This is a genomic window from Pantoea sp. AN62 (assembly GCF_050432985.1).
GTDB lineage: Bacteria > Pseudomonadota > Gammaproteobacteria > Enterobacterales > Enterobacteriaceae > Pantoea > Pantoea brenneri.
Genome location: NZ_JBNPYB010000017.1, coordinates 1 through 23,833 on the forward strand (window position 1 = coordinate 1; position 23,833 = coordinate 23,833).

The following is a 23,833-nucleotide window of genomic DNA, read 5'->3' on the forward strand; positions in this document are numbered from 1 at the left end:
TCGGGTCAGCGTTAACTCATCGTCCGGTAATGCCAGTAATGATTCTCTTTCCGACAGAGAAAGAATCTGCCTCCTTGCCATATAGTTTCCCTCATGAATTATTTGATGCGGAATTTTTAACAAAAATGCTTATCGCATAAGGGTACACCCCGACGCCACACAATGAATGACATAACCTATATGCGATAATGTGGTGAAAAAATGTTCACCAGAGCTTATTTAAGGGCATCGACGGAAGATCAGTTCGCCGATCGGGCAAAAGATATGCTGAAGCAGTTCGTTCAGATGCGCTGCCAAATGTTGAAGCCGGTTCAAATTCCCGTACCGGTGATATCGATAGTAACTTGCTGAATCAAAACCTGACGAAGTAAGTCTTTGCAAAAGTGTCTCAAGCACCTGAAATTTAAAAATTGAGGATACAATGACTGATCTGTTAACCCAAACTTATAAATTTAAAAATGGCCTTAAGATGCGTAACCGCATCGTTATTGAATCCCCAAATTTGATACTGTAAATCTCCTCCCCCACCACCTAATACTTTAGCCATCGATCAAAGCGATAGATGAACCCAACCGCCAGTCCCAGCAATAATACCGGCGGTACTAGCGTGGTTAGCTGGGCATTGATTGAGAACAAAATCCCGAGGTTAAGAAAGATCTGGTAAACAATCCAGGTCACCAGCCCGACGATTACCCCCAGCGCTAAACGACTTCCCAACCCTGGCGCACGCGGCGTGCTGAAGGTGAAGGGAACAGCCAGCAGGATCATCGCCAGAATCAAAATGGGCCGCCCCACTTTCTGCCATAAGGCACTTTCATACTCCAAGCTTGGCTGCCCGGTTCTGTGCAGATAGACAATATAGTCAGCGAGCTGTCGGGCTGAGAAGCTTTCTGCGGGTAACGTGAGCCTCTTCAAATCTTCACCCGAAAACAGCGAATACCACTGCATTTCTGGCAGGTTAGTGACGGTTTCCTGCTGCTTATCCCAGCGCTTTTCGGTGACGTCGCGGAGCGTCCATATTCCCTTTCCGGCGATGGTCGCGCTCTGCGCAAAAATATAGGACTTCAACGTCAGGTCGTGATGCCAGCTGAAGATCTCGATCCCCACGGGCTGGTTACGATTATCCAACGATTGCACCGTCACAAAGTCATCCTGACTCCTCGCCCACATCGCATTGCCGACGTCTGAGTCACTTTCTGCTTTTGCCATCGCGACATTTTTTATCTGCAACGCCCGCTGTTGCATCGGAGCGGCTACCCACTCATCTACCGCACTGAGCGTCAGAGTCATCACCAACCCGGCGCAGAAAATCACCCGCGCAATGCGGGAGATCGAAAACCCGGCGGTGCGGATAGCGGTAAGTTCCAGGCTTTTGGATAGCTGTCCCAGCCCGACAATGCCGCCAAGTAAAGCAATAAAAGGCGCAAGATTCACCAGACTGCGCGGTAAGGTCATCACCACGACCAGCAGCGCCTGCGTCCAGCGGTAACCGCCCGGCGCTACATCATCCAGTTCGTTGATCAGGTTGAAGGTGGTAAAAAGCGGGATCAGCAAACCGGCGGCCGCAGCAAATCCGATAAATATATTCCGCATCAGATAGCGGCTAAAGATAGTCATCGGGAGAATTTCCGCAGCAGAGAGAAATCGCGCGCAATACAGCAGGCCAGGCCAATCAGCATCAGCAGCGGAACCAGCCACACGCCGGGGATGGCTGGCAGCGAGCCGTTGGCTACCAGCGTGCGGCAGACGTTGCCACCATAAAAAATGGCGGTAAACAGCAGCGTCAGCGGCAGCAAGGTGGCGTAACGCCCCTGTCGCGGTTTGGTGCGGCTGAGCGGTATGGCTAACAGCACCATCAGCAAGGTGCTGAGGCCGCGGCTTTCCCGCCACTGCAGCTCTGCTTTGTCCGGCGGATCCGACGACCGCCTTAAATCGGCCACGGGAGCCGACTTACGCCTGACTTCCTGACTTTCAATAAAGGGTTTCAACGCGATATTGAGACTGTGGTAGTTCTGCATATTGTCCTGTTCCCCCTCGCGATTCAGCACATACGCCGTGCCGTCCTTCAGGTTGACGCTGGGAGTGGCCAGGGAAGGATCGGTGACCACTACCGAATGCGCCCGGTACAGGTTGGTATTTTTCCCGGAGCGGGAATAAATCAACGCATCGGTAAGCTGATGGCTGGCGGGATCGATACGGCTGGCCATCACCATTCTGCCGCTGCTATTGACGTTAAATTTATTGGCCTGTAAATGGCTGACATCCAGCACCGACTGCGACTGTTGCTCCAGCTGATAAATGTTGCCATACGCCCACGGACGGCCGTAAAGAGACAGCAGCGTCACCACTACCGCCAGGGGAACGGCTAGAAACATCACTGCTTTATACAAGCGAACCGGGCTGGAACCGGCCGCGAAGATTGCGGTGATCTCAGAGTCGGTGTAGAGCTGGCCCAGCGCGACGGCCGTGGCAACATACAGTCCGACCGGCAGCAGCATCTCGAGCGCAATCAATACCTTGTAGCAGACGACATCAAACACCACCTGCAGTGCAAGCGTGCCATTGGCCGCATCGGTCAGGTAACGCTGTGCGGAATAACTGGCGAACATCACCACCAGAAAACCGACGATAACCATCACCAGCCGACGAATTTCAACCGTGATATAGCGTTCAATCAGCGACACAACGGTACTCCTTTCGCGCCAGGCCAGCCGCTTTTCTCAACAGGGCTCATCGTCAGATTGCACATCATGATTGGTCGCTGCCGATCAGCTTTTGCACCAGGCCGATCACATCGCTGACTTCGGTCGGGCTCAGCGACCCATCCTTGGCCCAGCGCACGCACCCTTGCCGATCGAGCACTAAAATGGTGGAGTTCTCTTCAGGGAGCTGCCAGGTTTTCCGCCCGATGCCGTCGCTGTCGACAACGAATTGTGCCCAGGGATAATTCATTTTGTTCTTCTCAATCTTCCCGCGGACGAAGAAACCGGAGCCGGGGATGGCATCATCGGTGTTGACGATGGTGGTGGGCTGGAAGCGATCCTCGGGAAATTGCGCCTCTTTAACGGCGGTGATCAGCAGCGAGTTCTTCTTTTTCGCCGACGTACGGCCCGCGATGTACTGCACAACCCGCACTTTTCCCGCCAGTTCACCGCTGTTCCAGTTTTGATAGCTAAATTTCCCTTCCCTGAGGATCAATTCCCCACGGTCGGCGATAGCCACGGGCGCAACGGGTTGGCCATAAACAAAGTTATGGGCGGAGGTCGCCAATGGCAGCAGCAGCAATACTAGGGTCAGCAGCTTGCTCAGCATCCCGGCCTTGATCACTGCGCGTGAAACCTGGCGAGTAAAGATTCCAGCCGATGGCGGATATCGATATCCAACACCGCAGGCGCGTCGTAAGATTTACCGCCAGACAGCTTGTCGGCCACCATCACATCATGCCGGTCACCCATCAGCCCGTTAATCGCGGCCATAAAGCGGGAAATTTTCCGCGCTTCGACGTTACCAGGATCGAGGGATCTGAGGGTGTCGTAAAAGGAAACCTGCTGACTGACAATTTTGCGGACGTCGTGAAACTCCTTGCCGGTCAGCATTGGGTTCGCAATCAACGTTTGCAGTTGCCGTAACTGATCCTGACGATAAGCAATAAATCCGCTTTCGGTTTCTAACTCAAAATGACGCAGGCCATAGCTGACCTGTGACCAGATCGGCTTGCTGAGGAACACCCGCAGAATATTGCCGTAGAGATTCAGGTTCTTTTTATTGCCATTACGGAAGGCATCCTGGAAGTGGCCAAGAAGCACGGTGGTCAGATGGAACAGATGGCCCGACTGATGTTTTTTGCCGTACAGGCGCTGAGCAAAACGTAAATGCTTATAGCGCGCGCGAATATATTTGTAGCGTAAACGCGTCGACGCCGAAATTTCACGTCCCCGGAGGAAATCATTAACCAGACCCAGCAATTCCTCACGGGTGAAGCCGTCCTCCCAAAATTGCAGGCAGAGCGCATAGTTATTTCGCAGTCCTTCCTGAGAGCACGGCAAAGCTATCTGCTGCGGCAGACTGAAATTCGCGTCAATGATGTCATCCTCTTCCACCGCGGCAAATAATAACTCCGTGGTTTCTACAGGAAATTTCTTCCAGCTATTATCCATTTTGTTGGCTCTCTTGAGGGAGGGTAAACCGCAGGGCATTGCGATGACGCCAGGCATGTAACGTTGGGATCATCGTTAATAATACGTCTAAGGATTGCCCACCAAAATAGGCAAACGCCGCGCCCTGAACGCCGAAAAAGTGTGACATACCGATCAGCAGCGCAATATAACAGGCCGAAGAAATCGTCTGCACAATCAGGAATGCCCGCTGCTTGCCCGCCATAAACAGTAAGGATTCCTGCGGGAAGCCCAGCATAGAAACGATGATCGCGCCGAGCATAATTTGCATCAGATCATAGGCCTGCAAATATTTATAGCCGAAGACCACGGAAATAAGCGGCTTGCCGACGATCAATACCAGCACCGCCACCGCCACCCCGATTCCACCGGCAAACAGTGCTGAGCGCAGGCCGAGCTGCCACGGCTTGCTGGTGCGCGGATCGAGGCGCATGATTTCAGGGTAAAAGCTTTTCTCCATCAGCTTGGCCGGCGTGCCGGTGGCATCAAAGAAGGTCAGCGCAATTTTAAACAGGCCGGCTGCCGCCGGACCTAAAACGATGCCAACCAACACCGTGCTGCAGGAATTTCGGGCCGCCCAAATCGTATGGGCGAAATTGGTCGTCCAGACAAAGTCCCACGCGCCTTCAATTCGGCGAGCGGTCTTCATCAGTCGGGGAGTTAACGCATTATGAATCTCTCTGGAACGCAACTCGCGCGCGGCGAACCACCAAAACAGCGTGCCACCAATCAGGTTGGAAACATACCAGGTAATAATAAAGCCGGGGAAACCCAGCTCGAAATAGAAGCAGAAGAGACTGCCGACCGCCTGCAGGAACGGCTTAATCGCCTGCTGCACGGCAATTAAGTCGAAACGGTTGAATGCCCGCAAAATACCGGTCGGCGTGGACGAGGTCATCGACGGAATCAACGTGCAGTAAAGCACCGCAAGCCAGAGGCTGTGAGTATCCAGACCCAGCGAGTGAGAAAGAAAAGGCAGCAGCGCCATTCCACCCAATACAGCCACGACGCTACTGAGGATATCGAGCCCGAAGGAGAATGAAATCACGTCGCGGAAGCGGGAGATATTCTTGCCTTCCAGTGCCGGGGTGCCGAATTGCACCACGAATTGCCAGGTCTGGAACTTAATTAAATCACTGACCGCTTTGGTATAGGCCTGAATAACCACCAGTACGCCAAACATTTCTGTGGACATGCCTTTGCCGGCACAGGAAAGCGCCACCAGGCCCAGCAAGGCACTTGCCACACTGCCGGATCCGAGATAAGCGGCGTTTTTCAACATCGTGCGAAAGGCGCCATCCTTAAACCAGTGCTTCATTATGTGGAACCGGCGGCAACAGCCGTGATCGAATCCATCGCTTTCGCCAGCACTTCATCGTAAGGCGCGCGGGCATCCAGTTCGATAATGCGCGAACCGTTGTACTGAATTCTGACCATGGCAGAAATTTTATCTTCTAACTCTTCATAACTGTGGTCCGGTTTACGCGCATAGGCGGTATCCACATCAATATCCAGACGCAAAATAAGCTGCGGACGAATCAACGCCATCTGCTGATATAAGCGTCTTTCACTTTCGGCCAGTCGGCTCATTAACCTGCCTTTTGCCCGTTCCACGCCAATGCCGGGACCATCATAATAAAAACCCGATATTTCAGCCTGAGGATAACGATCGCTGATCACCAATACGCCGCTCTGCGCCAGGCGGATCGCTTTCTGTAAATTAGACGAACGCCACAATGAAAAACCGTACATGATCAGAGCCGCCCACAGTGCCGGAGGCTTATTACTCATGCGCTGCGTTTTATCTGATTTCGCCGCCAATCGACGTTCAAGCCAGACACCAATAACCGGTAAGCGTTTAATTTTATCGCCATCCTCACCGGATATCAGGCCTAAATAACGGCGTTCCGTTACCCTTTGCTTTTGCAAATTTCTGACTAAATCAGCCGTCAGCGTCGATTTTCCGGTACCGTCACTGCCGACAACCGCAACAAGCCCCAGGATACAGGAAGAAGACTCGTCCACGTCATCTTCTGCACGCTCGGTATTAATTTTCTTCAGCATGATGGTCATGAAATAACTCTGTCTCTGAATAGGTTAATGAGGCCTGAATCGCACGTAATGATTCATTCAGAATTTTATTCTCCGGCTCTCTGCCATCGAGATCGAGAATGGTTGCGCCATTGAAGTTCAGATGAGGAATAACGGCAATTTTCTCGTGCAGCGCGGCGAGCGAATGATCGGGTTTGCGGGCATGTGCGGTCTGCGCATCAATATCCAGACGGATTAATAATAATGGCGGATATGAGGCCATCCATTGATAGAGCTTTTGCTCTTTATTCCTGAGCCAGCCAATCCAGCGATTTCCGCCGTGGGTTTTGGCCAACTGCGGTCCATCAAAACGGAAGCCCGGCACTTCGGCCTGCGGGTAGCGGTCGGCGATCAGCAACTGACCCGGGCGGTTTTTCCTTAGCAATTTCCAGAACTTATAAGCACGCCAGAAAGAGAGCAGAAAAATCACCAGCGCGGTAATATTGCCGGGAGGCGTGAAAGGACGCTGGTGAACGCGATCGGATTTCTTCAGCAAATAGCGGCCAAATGGCTTACCAATGATTGGCAGATCGGCGATCCACTTTCCTATCAATCCTGATGACTGACCGAGATAGAGAAATTCCGTCGGCTGTTGCGAAGAGAAGTGCTTAACCAGACTGGCAGCTAACGTCGATTTTCCGGAACCATCACAACCTGTAATAGCGATTACGCGCACCGGGGAATAACGCGACTGGGAGTTTATTTTCTGGCGCACAACAAGCTATCCACAGGTAAAAAAACCATTTTATTCTGTTCCTCTATGGGTTCAAGTCATTTATCACCGGGTAGCAGGTATTGTTAAATACCGGCTAAGCGAGCATCTCAACCATCTTTTCACGCTATTTTTCTTATTATTTCGTGCTCTAAAATTCACAAAATCATGCCCGGCGACCTATATTTAACCGCTCACCCGCAGAATAAATAACTCAGTAAAATGCAACCACCTGATTTAATTTTCCATAGCCCGGATTGTCAGCAATTAGCATTTTATAGCCATGGTGCGCTAACGACTTCTTGCGGTCAAAATGGTACATTTCATTCAGTGTTGATAAAGAGCAAAGTATTATGACCTCCAGACTCCCGCCGCTTATTGCGGTAATTGGCAGTGATGGCTCCGGAAAGTCGACTGTCTGCGAACATCTGATTGTCCATGTCAAAAAATATGGTCCTGCTGTAAGGGTTCACCTCGGTAAACAGGCCGGTAATGTCGGACGCGCCGTTTCACAACTGCCATTAATTGGCAAATCCTTCGAACGCGCTATCGAGCGCAATACCAAAAAAGTCAAAACGAAAAAGACCAAACTGGGTCTGTTGCCGTCGGTGGTGATCATGACCTTTGTCGTTCGCCGTTTATTACGTTTTCGCCGCATGCTGGCTTATCGTCGACAAGGGCTGATGGTATTGACCGACCGTTTTCCTCAGGCGCAAATTCCCGGTGCCTATGACGGAACGGTGTTCCCGCCAGACACCAAAGGCAACGGCCTGGTAAAATGGATGGCCGGGCGCGAGCGTTTTGCCTTCAGCTGGATGGCCGCACATAAGCCGGACCTGGTGATCAAACTGAATGTTGATCTCGATGTGGCCTGCGCACGTAAGCCCGATCACCGCCGTGAACAACTCAGCAAAAAAGTGGCTGCCACACCGCTACTGACTTTTGAAGGCGCACAGCTGGTTAATATTGATGCCAATAAACCTGTCGATCAGGTGATTGCAGCGGCGGAAAAAGCTATCGCTGAATTCATGGCCGCCCAGGGTTATGAGCCGGTTTATGAAGGTGAGTCGGTCGCCCACTCGCAATAACCTCCGCTTTCATCCTGCATTCCCTGCTCATGACACGTATGAGCAGGGAATGCGCGGTTACTTTTTCAGTTCCGCAAACGCCTGAATGATTTTATCGATCTCTTCATCACTGTGTGCCGCATTGACGCTACAGCGCAGCAGCGTGACGCCAGACGGCGCCGCCGGCGGCAGAACCAGGTTGACGTAGACCCCTTTGCTTATCAGATCACGCCAGAAATTCAGGCCATCTTCTTTCGAGCCAATCATCACCGGCACCACCGGACTGATCCGTGGCCCCAGCTCATAACCAATCTGCGCCAGCCCGTTATAAAGTCGGTTGGCATTGCTCCAGAGTTTTTTGCGTAATTCAGGCTGCTGGGCGATTTTCTGCAGGGAGGCACGCACCGAAGCAATGCTGGATGGCGAAGGTGACGCGGTGAAAATATAGGGGCGACTGCTGTAGCGCAGCACGTCAATGGCTTTACTGCCCACGGCAAAGCCACCAATCGAGGCCAGGCTTTTGCTGAAGGTGCCGAGGATAATATCGACCTCTTCTTCCACACCCAACTCTTCGGCCAGACCGCGACCGTTTTCGCCCATCACGCCGAAGGAATGGGCTTCGTCGACCAGCAAATACCCGCCAAACCGGCGCTTGATATCGACAATTTCCACCAGTGGGGCCACGTCGCCGAGCATGCTGTAAATGCCTTCGACGATGATGATCGCCTCTTTTGCCCGTTTGCCCAGACGGACCATCCGGCGTTCCAGATCGTTAGCATCGTTGTGACGGAAACGGATAATTTCAGCGCCGCCCAACGCACAGGCATCATAAATACTGGCGTGGCTGTCGGCATCAATCAGCACCACCGCGCCAGGGCCCGCAAGGGTGCTGATGACGGCGAGGTTAGCGGTATAGCCCGTGGAGAATACGATGGCACAAGGGCGGTTGAAAAAGGTCGCCAGCTCCTGCTCCAGTGCAAGGTGTGAACCATAGCTGCCGTTTGCCATACGCGAGCCGGTGGTGCCGGTTCCCTGCAGGGCTAAAGCGGCCTGGCCGTCAGCAATGGCCTGCGCATCAAAGGTTAGTCCAAGGTAATTATTAGTTCCGGCCAGCACAATTTTCTGGTCACCGATGCGCCCTTCCGTCGCGGAGTAAATCTCATCGATACAGGTTCCAAAAGGATTCAGTCCGGACCTCTGGAATTGCTCACGCTCTCCCGCGAGGCGTGAAAACTTATCATACAGGCCCATTGGCGCTCTCCAGGTGAGGTTGCAGCGCGACAAGCAGTTGCTCAGGCGTTCTGACATCCAGCAGAATATTAATCGGAATAGAAATATCCAGTTTGTCTTCCAGCATCATCAGCAAATCCAGCACTCTGATGGATTCTAGGCCAAGATCGTTGACGAGATCGCTGTCCGGCCTGACATCCACCCCGCCCTTAACGATGTCCTTTAAGCAGGTAAGAATATAATCCATCACTTCATCGCGATTTAGCATAAGAACGTTGAAAACCTCTACTCGTAAGAATTAAAACAGTCTTTCACGCAGCGCGCGTTCCAGACTGACCTCTGGAAGCCAGTGAATGGTTTCGGATAAAGATGTGTTGCTTGCCGACCAGTCCTGATGAGTTAATTCGCGGATTTTGCTGTGCGTCAGCATCGGCTCTTTTCTGGCCAGCCGATTCCACAACATACTGACGTCGGCAAAGAACTTAAGCGCTGGCAACGGCACGCCCAGCAACCGCACCGGGCCTCCGCGTACCGCCGAACCGATCGCCTTCAATCGCAGCCAGTTGTATCCGCCCTGCACGCCATCACAGAGTTCGCAGGTTTGCGTTTCCGGCACGTCGGAAACCAGCCACTGGCTGACGGCTTCGGCAAGATCGCTAACGTGCAGAAACGACAGCTTCGCCTCTGGTGAGCCCAGCCGGGGAAGCACACCGCGTAACAGCCAGTCGAAAACCGGTTTCAGCTCTTTATCACCAGGCCCGTAAACCGCCGTCGGGCGAAATATGCCCAGAGACATGCCTACGGCCATCGAAATCAGCTCGCGCTCGGCGACAAATTTTGAACGCGCATACCAGGACAGTTGAGGATGGCGGGCAGCCAGAGATGACAGGAACAGGAATCGCTTACAGCTGCCGCTTAACCGAGCAGCCTGCATCAGGCCGACGCTGCCGTTAACGTTGCATTGGGTGAAGATGTCTTGCGAACTGCCCCGTACCTGCCCTGCACAATGCACAACGCAGGTCGCCCCGCGCAACAGCTTCCAAAGTGAAGACTGATCTTCCAGCGAGCCCTGGATCCACACCAGATTGTCATCGGTGGAGGGTTGCGGCGTGCGGGTTAAGGCCCGCACCTTGAAGCCTCGCGACAGCAGATTCCCGACGATGTGTTTACCAATGAAACCCGTTGCGCCCGTCACTGCTACCGTGGTGCTCATCAGGCCAGCCCTGCCAGTTGCACCGCCGGATAGAGTGTTGCAGATAACCAGCGTTTTTTCGCTTCAGCGCGCGCAGGTTTCCCTGACGATGTGCGTGGAATGCTATGAGGCGGCAGAAGTTCGATATCCACCGCCACGCCGAATTCGCTTTGAATGCTGGCCGACAGCGAGTGAACAATCTGCTCACGGCGTTCTTCAGAACCGATCCTGCACTGGATCTGCAAAATAATTCTGGCGCCCTCGCCGTGCTCCTCGGTAACAAAAGCAATTGCATCGCCGGCGCGAATTTCCGGCTCCGCTTCGGCAACGTATTCAATATCCTGCGGCCAGATATTACGGCCACGAATAATAATTAAGTCTTTCTTGCGGCCGGTGACGTAAAGGTTTCCGCCCGACAGATAACCCAAATCGCCGGTATCCATCCAGCCCGTCACCTTGATCATTTGCTGCGAGACATCGTCACGGAAATAACCGTTCATCAGGCTGGGGCCTGAAATATAAATATGCCCAACCTGATGTTCCGGCAACGTCGTTCCGTTTTCACTACGAATATCGATGCGATGTCCCGGCAAGGCTCTGCCGCAATTCACAAAGGATGAGGTGGCCAGCGTATTTTTGCCTGGCGCGACGGCCCGGCCTTCATATTCCAGCACTTCACGGTCGATCTCATGAATTTGCGCACCGGCGTTCTCTTCCGAGAAACTGACCGCGAGGGTGTTTTCAGCTAAGCCGTAGCAAGGCATAAAAGCGTTAGAATTAAAGTTGAGTTCGCTGAAATGCTCACCGAACTGCTTAAGTAATTCGGCAGGAATAGGTTCCGCGCCCACACCCGCAACGCGCCAGCTGGAAAGGTCCAGCCCGGCCATCTCCTTCATGTTGCTGCGTCGCAGGCACAAATCGTAGCCAAAAGGCGGCGCGACAGTCACCGTGCCACGATTTTTGTCGATCAGTTTCAACCACTGCAAAGGCCGCATGGCGAAATCTTGCGTCCGCAGATAATCGACGGAAAGCTGCGTCGCCACTGGCGTTAGCAGGAAACCGACCAGCCCCATATCGTGATAGAACGGCAGCCAAGAAACGCAGCGGTCGCCAGCGCGTAATCTGATTCCGTCATGGCTGATAACCTGCAGATTCGCCATCACCGAACGCTGGGTAATAATCACCCCGCGCGGGAAACGGGTGCTGCCGGAGGTATATTGCAGGTAGGCAATATCATCGGCTGCAGGTTTGTCGAGCGCAATATCCCGTTCCGGCAAGGCATTGAATTCGGCATTGCTGAGAATATGCGGAGGCGGTGCATTCTCTGTGGCTGAGCTGATTAACGGCACCCACTCTTCACTGCTGATAATCGCCGCCGGTGCGCAACTGGAAATCAATCCTTTCAGCTTGGTGACATACGAAGCACGCTGCCCGATACCCATCGGAATGGCCAGTGGGACCGCGACCAGACCGCCATACTGGCAGGCAAAGAACGCTTCAACAAAACCGACACTGGTCTCTGCGATTAGCGCAACGCGGTCGCCCTTTTTCAGATCCAGCGACAGCAGACGACGAGCGCCACTTATCGCCCGCTCTTTCAGCGTCCGGTATTCCAGTACGGAAAGCAGTTGATTACGCCGGTCGTAGAAGTTCATTCCAGTGCTCCCTTGGGCGGCGTAATCTAACGCCTCCACCAGAGAGCCAAAATCGGCATAGCGCATAGGAAGAGAGTGAGTTGAGCGTGTTTCAGACATAGACAAATCAGCCATAGATTCAAATCACCAAATGCGACAGGCAGGGTTGGCGAGAGAGTTGAAGTTTTATTATGAAATTTTTTATAATCCGTTATTTAACTCTTTTTTATTCCGCCATTAGCTTCGCAGGCAGTTTTGCATTCGCAAACCACCCATTACTAAAGAAAAAGAGTCTCACTGGCATTCATATTCACGATGCCAGGGTATATTCCAGCACCTTCACATGTTCATTACTGAACTTAAACACTTCATAAACAGTAGCCGGAAGCAGGTTAAAAGTGAATAGCTGATTCACGATGATTATGACAAAAGCATTAAGTGATAAAAAATAGCTTCACGTCAGAAAAAGAAAATCAGTAGACTGCAAAGGGTCAAAGGTCTTTACAAAACTAATAGAACGAAAGAGTAAAGAATAAATTGCTTAGCCTGTTGCGGAAGTACTTTGCCAATAATCACTGCAGCACGTAATGTTTAAATTTAAAGTTACCCGTAGGAAGCCAAACTTTTATTAACAAATAATGCTTTTGCCATCAAACGCATCAGCATTCAGTTCTGTTTATTCATCGCGTTAAGAACTCAATATTGCCTGACAGATAGCCACGGGCTTCTTCGAACAGACGGAAACAATTAAAGGTTTTTTATGATTCACATTGAAAAAGTCGCTGAGAAGCGCGATCTGAAGGCATTTATCGCTTTTCCCTCCTCACTGTATCGCGACGATCCCAACTGGATTGATCCGCTGTTTATTGAGCGTGAGGAGCATCTTTCAAAGAAAAACCCAAGCGTTGAACATATTGAGTGGCAGGCTTTTCTGGCGAAAAAAGAGGGTAAGGTTGTCGGGAGAATTACTGCGCAAATCGACAGTCTGCATCGTGAACGTTATGGCCAGGATACCGGGCATTTCGGCATGATTGATGCGATTGACGATCCGGCGGTTTTCGAGGCGTTATTTGCGGCCGCCGAAGTCTGGCTGAAGTCCAAAGGGGCAGTAAAGATAACCGGCCCTTTCAGCATGAATATCAACCAGGAAAGCGGCTTATTAATCGAGGGATTTGATACGCCGCCTTCTGCTCTGATGACGCACGGCAAACCCTATTACGCTAATTACCTTGAACAGCAAGGCTATTCACAAGGCATTGATCTGTTGGCCTATTGGATGAAACGCACCGACCTGCATTTTGAACCTTCGCTGACTAAGCTGATGTCTCAGATGAGAAAAAAGGTGAGCATTCGTCGCCTTAATCGTAAGAAGTTTGCCGAAGAAATGCAGGTGCTGCGGGAAATCTTCAACTCCGGTTGGCAGAATAACTGGGGGTTTGTGCCCTTCACGGAACACGAATTCGCCACCATGGGCGATCAGTTGAAATATCTGGTTCCTGACGACATGATTTATATCGCCGAAGTGGATTCGGTGCCCTGCGCATTTATCGTTGGCCTGCCGAATATTAACGAGGCTATTGAAGGGTTAGAAGGCCGTTTATTCCCCTTCGGCTGGGCAAAACTGTTGTGGAGACTGAAGGTGAGTGGCGTGCGCACTGCGCGGGTGCCATTAATGGGGGTTCGTCACGATTTTCAGTTCAGTCGGATGGGGCCAATTATGGCGCTGTTGCTGATTGAGGCGTTACGAGATCCCTTTGCAAAACGCAATATTGATGCGTTGGAGATGTCGTGGATCCTGGAATCCAACACTGGCATGCGAACGATTCTGGAGCGCATTGGTGCGGTACCTTATAAGCGCTATCGCCTGTTTGAAAAGACGCTCTGAGCCATCTGCAGACACTATTTACCGTCGACTCTCGCGGCGGTTTTGCTTACCCGCAGCCGGCCATGTGGCACTGTACTGTAAGTGAATATCGGCGCGAGATGATTAATTAAAATAATTAATCATTAAAAGACCGTGATAACTCACCTGACGTTATTAATTGGGTCGGTTAATTCAAACTCATTTATAAGAGTAAACGCATGTCCTTTGAAAAGAAAAAAGGCATCAATCGCTTCATCAGCAGCGTCAATAATTCCTGGGAAGGTTTGAAAGATGCCATCTTCACCGAAGATGCTTTTCGCCAACTCATTATCATTAATACATTCTTACTAATCATTACATTTTTTCTGGACATCACTAAAACAGGACGGCTGCTGTTAATTGCAACCTGCTTTATTTTGCTGATCGTTGAATTATTGAATACAGCCATTGAAAGTGTGGTTGATCGTATCTCTTTGGAGATCCATCCCCTATCCAAACGAGCCAAAGATATTGGTGGTGCAGCACAGTTAGTGGCAGTGATTATGACGATAATCATTTGGCTGAGCGTTATCTTTTAGCGATTACCAGGCTTAAACCGCAAAAAAAAGCATTTATCGTATGCTTTCGTGGGCTTTGTTGAATAAATAGAACTTTTGGGCATAGTCAGGAGCAGATCATGACACTCCTGATCCTGCAGAGATATCACGTGGCAAAACAAAAGTTCAAAATCACCAACTGGGCTACCTACAAAAGTGAAATGCTCCATGTCGATTAATAAATGAAAAGGTTAGTAGAGCATCCATCTTACCCTGCCCCCGAATATGATCCATTCATAATCAGGAATAACCGGCTTCATTCTGGCTGCATATTCTGGCAACCGGCAGATTTTTCGGCAAATTCACAGGGCGTCATTCAGCCCAGTGCAGAATGGGGACGAATCTGGTTATAGTGTATGCGCCAGGCCTCGATTTTGCACCGTGCATCCTCCAGAGACATGAACCAGTTCTCGTTCAGGCATTCCTGCCGCAACCTGCCGTTGAAGGACTCGACCGTAGCGTTGTCCGTTGGCGTTCCCGGGCGTGAGAAGTCGATCCTTATCCCTCTTTCATAGACCCACCTGTCCAGCATTTTTCCTGCAAATTTAGAACCATTATCGGTTTTCAGCAACTGCGGCAAAGGACGCCTGAGCGCTATGCTGTTCAGTATTTCTGCCACTTCTGTTGAACGCAGATTCTGCCCCACGCAGATCCCCAGGCATTCGCAGTTGTACAGGTCGATAACCGTCAGCAGGCGCAGCCGTCGCCCGTCAAACAACGCATCAGAGACAAAATCCATGCCTCAGACGTGATTCGGATACAGACCCTGCGGCTGCGGTTGTCGGCGCTGTGCAGATTTATTGCGCCTTGGCCGTTTGAGGCGCAGCGACAGCCCCTGCTCGCTGTAAAGCCGGTAAATCCTTTTGTGGTTATCGCGCCAGCCTTCCCGTCTGAGCGTCACGTGTACGCGGCGGTATCCTTGCCGCGTTTTTTCTGTCTTTTTATATCTCTTTTAAAAGCACTCGCTTGTACCAGTGTTAGCATCAGATCCCCATATCATTGAACAGGGCGTCGGCAGTTTCGAAACGTTTACCGCGACCGTTTTCCAGTTCATCTATAGCGCGACGAGTCGCGGAGTTAGGGGTCTTAACCTCAAAAGGCAGACGGCCTTCTTCAGCGACACGCATCATAACCAGGCGGATAACGTCCGAGGTGCTGAGGCCCATCTTGTCCAGTGCAGCGACAGCTCGATCTTTCGTATCCTGTGGAATACGCGCTCTAACCATTGCATCTGCGTTCATTTTTGTTGCTCCAATACATAGCAAAGAAAGAAATACTCAAACGGAGTAGATCGTCGTCGGTTGTCGAATGACGACTTCGTCAATTGCAGCTACAACGTAGCCACAAATCAAAAGTTCTTTCACAATTAAATGCAGTAATGCAGCTTCAGTTACTGGAGAAAAATAACTGTCGGAAAGAGAGTGGCCACCCAGGACGTATGCATGCCCGTATCAAACATTATTCAGCGTGGCGGAAAGGCCGGTATATCAATCCCTTCCGGGTCCCCTGATGCCTCCCACTGCCACCACCGGCCGGCCCCGTACTCTCTGTCGTACAGGGCCGTTTTGACCTGTTTACGCTGCAGGTAGTCCGGGGTGTTCATGCCGAACACCTCCATCGGCAGGGCTTCCATGCCGGCGACGTCCGTCAGCACGAAGTCCGGGAAAACATCCTCTTCACCGTCGTAGCGCAGCGGCTTGCTGAACGCGCGCTTTTCCTGCCACAGACGCGCCTCAACCATTCCCTCATACCGTGAGTCCAGGGGAATGTAGCGCGAGCTTACGGTCATCAGCGCCGCATCGATTATCCTGCAGCTGCTGCGCGGAAGGTTGCGGCCGTCTCTCCGGATAAAAACCGTTTCCGGCGGCTCGGTTTCGCAGATAACCATGACCCGGGCTCCGCGGCGCCAGTCTCCCAGCTCCGCGGCGCCAGTCTCCCAGCTCGCGGGAAAAGCTCCGTGTGAGACGGGCCCTGACGTCATCCGGCAGCTGCAGCGCCGGAAAACCGGCAAACAGCCCCAGCGGAAGCGTATGCTGCAGCCGCTCACCGGCCGCGTCGTTCCAGATGGCCAGCTGCGAGATCAGGATGAGGCGACGTGACGCCCTGCCGGCGTCCTTCGCAATCAGGCGGTTCTGCGTAACCTGCGGCGAATCCTTCATGGCCATCAGCATCAGCGACTGCTGCAGCGGCACCTGTCCGATACGTACGCGTGCGGCCGTTTCATTAAGCCGCCAGCTGATCCAGCCCGGATAGCGTTTCTTCCGGTCAAAGGCGGGGTACCAGACGTTGATGCCGGACTGCTCCCAGAGCAGGTGCAGCAACCCCAGCAGACGCATAGAGGGCTGCCGGCGCCGTTTAACGGGGCCGGCGCTGACCGGGATCGCATCCGGTTTTTTGTCCTGAATATATTTCTTGTGCAGGCCGGTGGGTAGGCATACGACAATGCTCCCGTCCGGTGTCGCCTTAACGACGTCAGGTGCATAAATAGCGGCCTGCCTTTCATCAGACCAGACGGAGTAAAAGCGGCAGTCCGGCGCGTGCTCATGGCCGGAAAACGCCCATGAAGCGAGCCAGCACTGATCTGTTTTCTGAGAGAGGTGCACCTTAAGGCGCCGGCACTGGGCATCCTCATCCGGGGGGCGGCACAGGCAGGTCACCACCGTAGTGGCTTTATTATCCCGCGCATACTTCAGCCAGCGCTGCCACTGCTCCGGCTTATCCGTACGGAAGTCTGCGTCACACTCCCGCATACCGCGCATACCGCGCATGCCGGCGAACCGCACCGGAAACGTTTTCTTTGCCGCCATAATAATAAGCACCCTCCCGGTGACGCCGTCATGCTGTGCCGGTTCTGATCCGGCAGGGCCCGGACTGCACGACACTGATCGCAGGTAATAATGAAACTTCAGACAACGGAATATAATACCTGCGTGATTTTTTTAATTCAGCCTGTCCGCCGGGCAGATTACCGGTGATGATTCATTCCACAGCCGGTTAAATTCCGTCTGATACCGGAGTGCCGCTTCCGGCTCGCCCGTAATAACCAGCACGTTTTCTGCATTTCTTTTTTCAGCCGACGAAGTATAATTAAATGAACCCGTTTCAACCGCGCCTCCGTCAGCCACAATGAATTTATTGTGCATGATGCTGTACATGCCGTTTACGAGCACCTGAACACCCGTGCAGGCCAGCCCGCTGACGAGCGACCAGCGGTCCCGGCTTTTCTTCTCATCAGTAACCAGCCGTGCGGTCACGCCCCGTGCTACGGTCGCCGACAGGGCCTGTGCTACGGATCGGCTGGTGAAGTCATAGGCCGCCACATCGATACTCTGGCGCGCGCTGCCGGTGAACTGCAGTATCAGGCTCAGTGCGGTGCCGCCGGGCGAGAACCCTGTCGTCACAGTGGCCAATGCACAGGGTATAAATGGGAGTACTGATAATAGAGTTACTCTGGTTATATATTTACGCTAGGGTTTTACCCGCATGAAAAATCAATTAAATATCTTACCATGCAGACAGCAAACCAATAAACAAATTCAGATTCACTCAGCAACAAAATATAACAAATAGAGGCTAATCACTTATTTCCTCCTGCCGATAACAGTATGTGAACAGGGAGAAAATATACATGAATGAATTTCACGAAATAAATATTCTTACGTCTCGCGGTGATATTAACGGAGCGCTCTTACTTATCAGTCAGTGGAGTGAGAACATCGCGCGTAAGATCATGAAAAAGGCGGGTTACAGCGTGACGCCGCACGCCGGCCGCGCGTTCTGGGCGTGGGTGCAGGCCACGCTGACGGATTCAGCCCGGCAGCGCCGCTGTGGCTACAGAGTAAGGGCTGAGCGCAGGGCGCCCGTCCGCTACAGTCGCCAGCAGGCGCTGGAGAATTATGACGCGTATGCTCAGATGATGGCCTCAGACGTCACGCCGCAGGCTGAGGCTGCCCCGCAGGGAGATGTAGCGCCCCTCGATACGGGTCCTGAAAAAAGTGTCGCAGTCTGCGGCCGCACAGAAAGCCTGATACTCCTTCGCCGGCACGGCAAGCCAGCGCCGGCACGCGCCGTTCCGGTACTCCAGTTCCAGCACGCCTGTGGTCGCATCGTATCCCGCGCTGCTGAAAAGCGCAGATGTCACGTCATGTCTGTTCATGGTGCTCTTCCGGGCAGGTCCCTGATGAATGAGATCGTTGATCGTAAAAGTGTGGGGCAACCGTACAGAATGCCAGTTCAGGGTAAAACAGAACGGTATGTATCATGCTGTTTACTCACGGCTCAACCGCTGCAAGTCCGTCATTATGAGCCGCCCCCGGCGTTCACTGTAGCCTGTAAAAAGAGAACCCGGAGGGACAGGGACCCGGCACCACTGACTGCTTTGTGGGGATCAACCGCCTGGCGTCAGCGTTCACGGTTTTTTAGCGCGGCAGACACCCGCTTCTTTACCTGCGCCAGAAACGCCTGCGCCGTCGTGTCCCAGTTCGCCGGCACAAATTCCCCTTTATAATGCGTCCTGAAATCCAGCTCGGTATCGTCGCACCCGTCCAGAAACAGCTCAATGTCTGCCAGCAGGGCGTGAAGATTCGCGTCGGGCATGTCGTGGATGTAGGCCTGAATCTTGGGTTCTATCTCATGTCCGGGTTCGGCCATTACGTAATCCTGACCGAAATAAACGCCGATAAAATTATCCAGTTCGCTGATGCTGATACGGTCCACTATACCTCCGGAAACGCAGTCAGAATAAAATAAGGTTTTCCATTAAATGTGCTGAAATCAATCACAACGCGGACGGAATAACAGGCAACGGTCTCCTGATTTGCTCTGCGCACCATGATCCCCGTCGGATGCGCAAACCTGCGGCTCAGCCGCATGCGGGCACGCATGCCGGGCGGAACGTTTTTCACCCACATCGTTATCTGATTTTTATTATCAGCCAGTACCCGGCTGATAACTGACTCAGCATCGCTGAGTGATTTAAAACTGCTGGATTCTTCAAGCCTGGGCTCTCTGACAAGCCTTTCGCGTAACTCATCCGGCGACTTTCCTATGTGCCGCTCAATGGTATGGCCACCGGGCGCGCGTCCCGACAGTGATTCATGCTCAGCAATTTTAAACCGCCCCGCGCGTACGGCGATGACCCGCTCTGCGCCGGCCGCCAGTGCAAACGCCATCGGTATGGCAATGTCGACGGTCAGACCAACCTTCATGGCGGTCTGGCGGTCAGCACCAAGTGATTCCGCCAGCGCGACGGCTGAATTAAAGGTATCGGTATTGACCAGCCTGCCGGTCCAGACCTGCCGGAGACTGGCCTGGATGGTATCCAGTGCGTGCGTTCCCACAAAGACGCAGCTGGCTTTGGTCAGCATAGTGGGCTCCGGCACCACACACAGAGCCCCGGCACCAAACATCTCCACGATCCCCCCCGCCAGTCCCAGCCCGCCGGACAGGCGGTTACCGGATGTTTCCCCTTCACTGACGCTGCGATCAGAGAGTACGGCCGCCAGCTGCACCGGAGAAAGCGCAATCCTCAGTCCCTGTCCGTCGTTCACAGAATCCTCCTTTTCGTAACCGCAACTTAATTTACTCAATTTATAACCGGCACTGCAGCAGGTCGCAAACCGGTGGCGCTGCTCCGTTTATCTTCGGGTGGCATTAAACAGCAGAGTTCCGGCCGTCGATTTCAGTACCATTGATAACCGGAGTAATGCCGGCACGGGTTTCAGAGGGGCTCCGCGCTGTCCACATCCGGAAGAATTTCCAGCTTATCGATAACGATCTGCATGACGTCAGCCATGCCCGGCGACCATTTTTCGGGTATGTCGAGCTCCGAGCGGAATACCCCCGCAAGCCTGCTCCGGGTGGTTTCGAGACCGGCATCGGCCAGCATGAGTACTGCTTCACCCAGCAGACGATATGCCTCTTCTGAATCCCTTCGTTCTGTTTCAGTAACCTGCATAGCACTTACCTCTCAGACGTAGCCGGACAGGCGAGCAGTGCGCAGCCTGTCCCTTGGATGCCGCGTCAGCGGCATGGAGGCGCCAGGAACTGTCAAGGACGGCTCAGATACCATCGGGCGCCGTAAGCCCGGCAGAGCCGGTTACAGGGCGGATGGTGGCAAAAATCCAACCCCTTCCTGCCAGACGCCGTTTAAGCAGCGGCCTGTCAGCAGCTTATCAGCCGGACGGTCGGAGACGAAAGAAAGAATCAGCGGCACTACTTACAGCAATGAAGAACTGACTAGTTACAACACCCATTAATCAGCCACTGCAGTTCCGGCCCTCCGGGCCGGGCGGCCGGGGCTGGTCAGTGGGGGCAACCGGGTTTCAGGTCCGGCTCGGGTTTGGCCGGGGAGGGGCATCGGGTTTCAGATCTGCGCGGTGTCTGACTACAGTGAATCCTTGATTGTTGTAACTAACTGCACGCGCCGGGGCCCGCGTCAGCGGGAGCTATTTTAAAGATTCTGAGCGGCGCGGACGCCTGCGGCCGCTGCAAGCGAAGGCCTCATTATTTATCCTCTGAGCGGCCGGACTGAAAACCTTATTTTCTTTTTGATTATTTCTTTACTGACCGAAGGTCAGGAATGTCTTGCGGGTAACCTCAGACTCATTTGCAGGTAAGGTTAACTTTCCGATTGCGGGTAAATGTGGATTAAAAAAAGCAGCACCGGAAACGGGTGTATTATTGCGGCGATCGTAGCCTGAATGGCATGCCGGCAGAACGGAAAACCGGGCATTCTGTACGCGGGACAAACGACTTTACCGCCAGTCAAGGCGGTTAACGTCGGGCGGGAAAACGTCAGTGAACGACGTCGGGAGGCGCGGGTTCGTAGCCGAGGCCCAGCTCCAGCTGGTTAAGATGCTGCCACACCAGGCGGTCGAAGCCGTCAGCGTCAAGGTTGATCAGTTCGTGGTTTGGCCGCGTGCGGATGAGCCAGCTGGCCATCGTGCTGCGCCGCTCATCGAGCGGAAGCCTGCCCAGTTTATTACGGCGCTTCTCACGTACGGCCTTTTCACGCCGGCTCAGAAGCGTCGCCATACGGGCTTTTTCATACCAGCGCCGGCGGGCGGCCCGGACGGAGTCACGCGTGCCGGGTTCAACTATCCCTTCCTCCTCAGCCTCAATGCGCAGGTTTCGCTGCAGCAGCAGCTTATCCATGTTGACGCCGCACAGCTGCCAGAAACGCTCGGTGAGAATTATATGGCGGGGCATCCAGTACTGTTCGATCGGGTCCCATTCAAGGTCAGGCATTTCGATAAGGCCAAATCGTGCCAGTTCCGGGAACAGACGCGACAGCCGGCAGGTCTCGACCCGGGTTTCGGGAATGACATTGCCTTCGCTGTCTTTCGGGCTGAGTTCGCCGGCCAGCCGGCTGACATTAACAGTCACGACCCATGTGGCCATGTCGGCGCGCTGAACAAGCAGGGGGAATATCGCATCAATAAGCGCACGCCGCTCCGGGCGAAAGTGCCGATCGCGGCCGGCAGCCTTACGGTACTGCGTGAAGTACGGATGGAGTGACGGCCGGAATCGCAGCTTCCATTCACCGCTGGCCCGGTCTTTCATGACCAGACGGCGCATGGCATGGCCAAACTCGCCAGGAAGGGGCCGATAGCCGTCAGGGGCGAACCAGCGGGGTTCAGGGCATTTGCAGGTGACATCATGATCGCCGCGGCGACGTCTGTCATTTTCTGAAGTCGGGCTGTTTAACCCGATTAAAATCTGGTCATTCACCCTGTCCCGAACTTATGGCGGACAGGGGTTGTCTTATGAAAAGCATGCGTTATAATCCTTCACAGGCCAGCGCCTGCTTTTGGACCCCCTGATTTCTGCCGCCTTCCGCCAAGTTGATGACAGATTTCGGGGGGTTTTTGCATTCAGAGCCCGGTGAAACGCGGACTCCGTACTCTGGACGTTTTTGCGGATACGTCCCATCCGGTTAATTCTTCCCCGCGCCGCGCATGTCCGGCCACAGGTTTGCTGCACACCCTATCGTTAACCACCACAGTAATCGATAAGGATCAAATAAAGATCGCCGCCCGGCGAATTCTGAAAAGAATACCCATCTCAACCACTTAAATCCAGCACAGTTTGTCCATATCACGAATCGTATGGATAAAAAAAGTTCACCGAAAAATTCTTCTGCGATCGTATTAACATTTATGAGCTGACTTAACCCAAATCACGCATCTGGCGGGATGGTGACACTGGAGGCGCGGGTACCGGGGCGGACTTTAGTCCGTATTCATAAGGGAGAGGTGGACTACGAACGCGAAAGATCTCATCACGTGACGACGGGCATGGCGGTCCAGGCTGAGGCGTACCGGAGCAACGCGAGGAACGAACAGCCTGAACGGCGTGGACGTCATGGGGTAAAGGTTCTGGCGGGATAGCCGATACTCTCCACGCGCCGGCAGTGAAACCATTCTGAGAATGCCGGCGTTGCTGCTTGCCCGGTTCTGCTCCGGGCTTTTTTTACCGGCCGGCGGCGCGATCGATGGCCTGCTGCAGAACCTGTTCGCTGACCACGCCCGGTATGACCGTGGTGTTCTGTGCGGTGGCGTTTTCTGCCGGCATGACAATAATGCCCGGCGTACCGGTAAGTCCCAGCATTTCCGCCAGCGCATCATTGCTCTCAATTATTCCATCGGAAGCGGCATTATCGTCGCCCGAAGAGGCACCTGCTCCGGCTGTCGCGGCCACCTTATCAATGTCTTCTGCTGTCAGTTTCCCTTCGTTATGCCCGGTCCGGTAAATGCCGTTGTGAAAGGCCATGTACGAATCTGCACCCTGCTTCCGGTAAATACTCAGGCCACGGCGTGACGCCTGCGCCGACTCCTGATAGCGCGATGCAAAGATGGTCCAGTCGCGGAAGGCAAAGCGCACGCCGGCGTTTGCGGTCATCACCTTTTCCATCACCGGTGCCATCATGCTGCAGGCGATACACTCATAGTCAAAGAATTCGGTCACGATGATCTCTGAGTCAGCCGGCCCTTTGACCGGCACGCCACCGAGCTGCATCAGCAGCCGGTGCGCCTTAAGCGCTGACTGCACGTAAGTCTGCTGCTGCATGGCCTGCTGGCGCGCCTGCAGCTTTTTACTTACATCAATGAGCACATCAGGATGCGCGACCAGATAGTCCGCCGCAATCTCACCGATGCGGGCCTGCTGTGCCGGGGTAAACGCTGCGGCATCAGCCGCGACGGACGGTGCTGAGGACAAAGCGGTGCTCATGGCCAGCGCAAAGGCGGCCATCTTCAGGGTCTGTTTCATGA

Annotated in this window: 24 protein-coding genes and 2 pseudogenes; 4 read left to right on the forward strand and 22 right to left on the reverse strand. The window is 53.4% G+C overall.

Annotated features, from left to right (window positions below; translation table 11 throughout):
• Positions 1–201 precede the first annotated feature (201 nt).
• Positions 202–291: pseudogene (locus FHW04_RS18810) on the forward strand (recombinase family protein); the annotation flags it as partial.
• 240 nt (positions 292–531) lie between these two features.
• Here FHW04_RS18810 and lptG read toward each other — a convergent pair.
• The 7 genes from lptG to FHW04_RS18845 all read right to left on the reverse strand — a co-directional run bounded on the left by lptG (position 532) and on the right by FHW04_RS18845 (position 6,981).
• On the reverse strand, positions 532–1,617 hold the full coding sequence (gene lptG, locus FHW04_RS18815) for an LPS export ABC transporter permease LptG (RefSeq protein WP_089562136.1): 1,086 nt from the start codon (positions 1,615–1,617) through the stop codon (positions 532–534).
• A complete protein-coding gene (gene lptF, locus FHW04_RS18820) occupies positions 1,614–2,684 on the reverse strand; it encodes an LPS export ABC transporter permease LptF (RefSeq protein WP_089562135.1) in 1,071 nt (356 codons plus the stop codon). The genes lptG and lptF overlap by 4 nt, the downstream gene beginning before the upstream one ends.
• 64 nt (positions 2,685–2,748) lie before the next feature.
• Positions 2,749–3,312 carry a YtfJ family protein gene (locus tag FHW04_RS18825; RefSeq protein ID WP_089562164.1) on the reverse strand — a complete coding sequence of 188 codons (564 nt, stop codon included), beginning with the start codon at positions 3,310–3,312 and terminating at the stop codon, positions 2,749–2,751.
• An 11-nt stretch (positions 3,313–3,323) separates the two neighbouring features.
• On the reverse strand, positions 3,324–4,157 hold the full coding sequence (locus tag FHW04_RS18830) for a hypothetical protein (protein ID WP_089562134.1): 834 nt from the start codon (positions 4,155–4,157) through the stop codon (positions 3,324–3,326).
• Entirely contained in the window at positions 4,150–5,493 is a 1,344-nt protein-coding gene (locus FHW04_RS18835) for a lipopolysaccharide biosynthesis protein (RefSeq protein ID WP_089562133.1), read from the reverse strand. The genes FHW04_RS18830 and FHW04_RS18835 overlap by 8 nt, the downstream gene beginning before the upstream one ends.
• Entirely contained in the window at positions 5,493–6,239 is a 747-nt protein-coding gene (locus FHW04_RS18840; protein WP_179420100.1) for a hypothetical protein, read from the reverse strand. The genes FHW04_RS18835 and FHW04_RS18840 overlap by 1 nt, the downstream gene beginning before the upstream one ends.
• The gene (locus tag FHW04_RS18845) at positions 6,223–6,981 is read right to left on the reverse strand and encodes a hypothetical protein (protein WP_094106358.1); all 759 of its coding nucleotides are present in this window, start codon (positions 6,979–6,981) and stop codon (positions 6,223–6,225) included. The genes FHW04_RS18840 and FHW04_RS18845 overlap by 17 nt, the downstream gene beginning before the upstream one ends.
• 350 nt (positions 6,982–7,331) lie before the next feature.
• On the opposite strand from FHW04_RS18845, the gene FHW04_RS18850 reads away from it, so the two are divergent.
• Positions 7,332–8,066 (forward strand): ATP-binding protein, encoded by a 735-nt coding sequence (locus tag FHW04_RS18850; RefSeq protein WP_089562132.1) that lies wholly within the window; start codon positions 7,332–7,334, stop codon positions 8,064–8,066.
• A 57-nt stretch (positions 8,067–8,123) separates the two neighbouring features.
• Here FHW04_RS18850 and spt read toward each other — a convergent pair whose 3' ends face one another.
• From spt to FHW04_RS18870, 4 genes are read right to left on the reverse strand one after another with little or no spacing between them, the layout of a single operon-like run.
• Positions 8,124–9,296 carry a serine palmitoyltransferase gene (spt, locus tag FHW04_RS18855; RefSeq protein WP_089562131.1) on the reverse strand — a complete coding sequence of 391 codons (1,173 nt, stop codon included), beginning with the start codon at positions 9,294–9,296 and terminating at the stop codon, positions 8,124–8,126.
• Positions 9,283–9,543 (reverse strand): acyl carrier protein, encoded by a 261-nt coding sequence (locus tag FHW04_RS18860; protein ID WP_089562130.1) that lies wholly within the window; start codon positions 9,541–9,543, stop codon positions 9,283–9,285. Before FHW04_RS18860 ends, spt begins: the two co-directional genes overlap by 14 nt.
• A gap of 30 nt (positions 9,544–9,573) precedes the next feature.
• Complete coding sequence (locus FHW04_RS18865; RefSeq protein ID WP_089562129.1) at positions 9,574–10,488, reverse strand: NAD-dependent epimerase/dehydratase family protein; 915 nt, start codon at positions 10,486–10,488, stop codon at positions 9,574–9,576.
• On the reverse strand, positions 10,488–12,221 hold the full coding sequence (locus FHW04_RS18870; protein ID WP_179420099.1) for a fatty acyl-AMP ligase: 1,734 nt from the start codon (positions 12,219–12,221) through the stop codon (positions 10,488–10,490). Before FHW04_RS18870 ends, FHW04_RS18865 begins: the two co-directional genes overlap by 1 nt.
• A 640-nt stretch (positions 12,222–12,861) precedes the next feature.
• Here FHW04_RS18870 and FHW04_RS18875 point away from each other — a divergent pair.
• Both FHW04_RS18875 and FHW04_RS18880 read left to right on the forward strand, forming a co-directional pair.
• Positions 12,862–13,986 (forward strand): N-acetyltransferase, encoded by a 1,125-nt coding sequence (locus tag FHW04_RS18875; protein WP_089562127.1) that lies wholly within the window; start codon positions 12,862–12,864, stop codon positions 13,984–13,986.
• Positions 13,987–14,183: 197 nt separating this feature from the next.
• Positions 14,184–14,543: a diacylglycerol kinase gene (locus FHW04_RS18880; protein WP_089562126.1), complete on the forward strand. Its 360-nt coding sequence runs from the start codon at positions 14,184–14,186 to the stop codon at positions 14,541–14,543.
• Between the two features lie 334 nt (positions 14,544–14,877).
• Here FHW04_RS18880 and FHW04_RS18885 read toward each other — a convergent pair.
• The 11 genes and pseudogenes from FHW04_RS18885 to FHW04_RS18935 all read right to left on the reverse strand — a co-directional run.
• A pseudogene (locus FHW04_RS18885) lies at positions 14,878–15,492 on the reverse strand (IS3 family transposase); the annotation flags it as partial.
• A 52-nt stretch (positions 15,493–15,544) separates the two neighbouring features.
• Positions 15,545–15,802, reverse strand: a complete 258-nt coding sequence (locus FHW04_RS18890) for a type II toxin-antitoxin system RelB/DinJ family antitoxin (RefSeq protein WP_089562123.1) — start codon at positions 15,800–15,802, stop codon at positions 15,545–15,547.
• A 221-nt stretch (positions 15,803–16,023) separates the two neighbouring features.
• Positions 16,024–16,350 carry a DUF1173 family protein gene (locus FHW04_RS18895; RefSeq protein WP_252867507.1) on the reverse strand — a complete coding sequence of 109 codons (327 nt, stop codon included), beginning with the start codon at positions 16,348–16,350 and terminating at the stop codon, positions 16,024–16,026.
• Positions 16,307–17,368 (reverse strand): DUF1173 family protein, encoded by a 1,062-nt coding sequence (locus FHW04_RS18900; protein WP_227021965.1) that lies wholly within the window; start codon positions 17,366–17,368, stop codon positions 16,307–16,309. The genes FHW04_RS18895 and FHW04_RS18900 overlap by 44 nt, the downstream gene beginning before the upstream one ends.
• Before the next feature lie 132 nt (positions 17,369–17,500).
• Complete coding sequence (locus FHW04_RS18905) at positions 17,501–17,962, reverse strand: phospholipase D family protein (RefSeq protein ID WP_371601174.1); 462 nt, start codon at positions 17,960–17,962, stop codon at positions 17,501–17,503.
• 521 nt (positions 17,963–18,483) lie between these two features.
• Entirely contained in the window at positions 18,484–18,717 is a 234-nt protein-coding gene (locus FHW04_RS18910) for a KTSC domain-containing protein (RefSeq protein ID WP_089562121.1), read from the reverse strand.
• 245 nt (positions 18,718–18,962) lie between these two features.
• The gene (locus tag FHW04_RS18915; RefSeq protein WP_089562120.1) at positions 18,963–19,277 is read right to left on the reverse strand and encodes a contact-dependent growth inhibition system immunity protein; all 315 of its coding nucleotides are present in this window, start codon (positions 19,275–19,277) and stop codon (positions 18,963–18,965) included.
• On the reverse strand, positions 19,277–20,110 hold the full coding sequence (locus tag FHW04_RS18920) for an RNase A-like domain-containing protein (RefSeq protein ID WP_094106357.1): 834 nt from the start codon (positions 20,108–20,110) through the stop codon (positions 19,277–19,279). Before FHW04_RS18920 ends, FHW04_RS18915 begins: the two co-directional genes overlap by 1 nt.
• A 170-nt stretch (positions 20,111–20,280) precedes the next feature.
• A complete protein-coding gene (locus tag FHW04_RS18925; protein WP_089562119.1) occupies positions 20,281–20,517 on the reverse strand; it encodes a DUF2767 family protein in 237 nt (78 codons plus the stop codon).
• 839 nt (positions 20,518–21,356) lie between these two features.
• A complete protein-coding gene (gene repA / locus FHW04_RS18930) occupies positions 21,357–22,292 on the reverse strand; it encodes a plasmid replication initiator RepA (RefSeq protein ID WP_089562118.1) in 936 nt (311 codons plus the stop codon).
• A 741-nt stretch (positions 22,293–23,033) separates the two neighbouring features.
• A complete protein-coding gene (locus tag FHW04_RS18935) occupies positions 23,034–23,831 on the reverse strand; it encodes a DsbA family protein (protein WP_089562117.1) in 798 nt (265 codons plus the stop codon).
• Positions 23,832–23,833: the final 2 nt, after the last annotated feature.

Bases quoted from the DNA above. Each gene is read 5' to 3' on its own strand.
- lptG (WP_089562136.1), bottom strand. From the start codon at position 1,617: ATGACTATCTTTAGCCGCTATCTGATGCGGAATATATTTATCGGATTT.
- FHW04_RS18825 (WP_089562164.1), bottom strand. From the start codon at position 3,312: ATGCTGAGCAAGCTGCTGACCCTAGTATTGCTGCTGCTGCCATTGGCG.
- FHW04_RS18830 (WP_089562134.1), bottom strand. From the start codon at position 4,157: ATGGATAATAGCTGGAAGAAATTTCCTGTAGAAACCACGGAGTTATTA.
- FHW04_RS18835 (WP_089562133.1), bottom strand. From the start codon at position 5,493: ATGAAGCACTGGTTTAAGGATGGCGCCTTTCGCACGATGTTGAAAAAC.
- FHW04_RS18840 (WP_179420100.1), bottom strand. From the start codon at position 6,239: ATGCTGAAGAAAATTAATACCGAGCGTGCAGAAGATGACGTGGACGAG.
- FHW04_RS18850 (WP_089562132.1), top strand. From the start codon at position 7,332: ATGACCTCCAGACTCCCGCCGCTTATTGCGGTAATTGGCAGTGATGGC.
- spt (WP_089562131.1), bottom strand. From the start codon at position 9,296: ATGGGCCTGTATGATAAGTTTTCACGCCTCGCGGGAGAGCGTGAGCAA.
- FHW04_RS18860 (WP_089562130.1), bottom strand. From the start codon at position 9,543: ATGCTAAATCGCGATGAAGTGATGGATTATATTCTTACCTGCTTAAAG.
- FHW04_RS18865 (WP_089562129.1), bottom strand. From the start codon at position 10,488: ATGAGCACCACGGTAGCAGTGACGGGCGCAACGGGTTTCATTGGTAAA.
- FHW04_RS18870 (WP_179420099.1), bottom strand. From the start codon at position 12,221: ATGTCTGAAACACGCTCAACTCACTCTCTTCCTATGCGCTATGCCGAT.
- FHW04_RS18875 (WP_089562127.1), top strand. From the start codon at position 12,862: ATGATTCACATTGAAAAAGTCGCTGAGAAGCGCGATCTGAAGGCATTT.
- FHW04_RS18880 (WP_089562126.1), top strand. From the start codon at position 14,184: ATGTCCTTTGAAAAGAAAAAAGGCATCAATCGCTTCATCAGCAGCGTC.
- FHW04_RS18890 (WP_089562123.1), bottom strand. From the start codon at position 15,802: ATGAACGCAGATGCAATGGTTAGAGCGCGTATTCCACAGGATACGAAA.
- FHW04_RS18895 (WP_252867507.1), bottom strand. From the start codon at position 16,350: ATGACCGTAAGCTCGCGCTACATTCCCCTGGACTCACGGTATGAGGGA.
- FHW04_RS18900 (WP_227021965.1), bottom strand. From the start codon at position 17,368: ATGGCGGCAAAGAAAACGTTTCCGGTGCGGTTCGCCGGCATGCGCGGT.
- FHW04_RS18910 (WP_089562121.1), bottom strand. From the start codon at position 18,717: ATGAACAGACATGACGTGACATCTGCGCTTTTCAGCAGCGCGGGATAC.
- FHW04_RS18925 (WP_089562119.1), bottom strand. From the start codon at position 20,517: ATGCAGGTTACTGAAACAGAACGAAGGGATTCAGAAGAGGCATATCGT.
- FHW04_RS18935 (WP_089562117.1), bottom strand. From the start codon at position 23,831: ATGAAACAGACCCTGAAGATGGCCGCCTTTGCGCTGGCCATGAGCACC.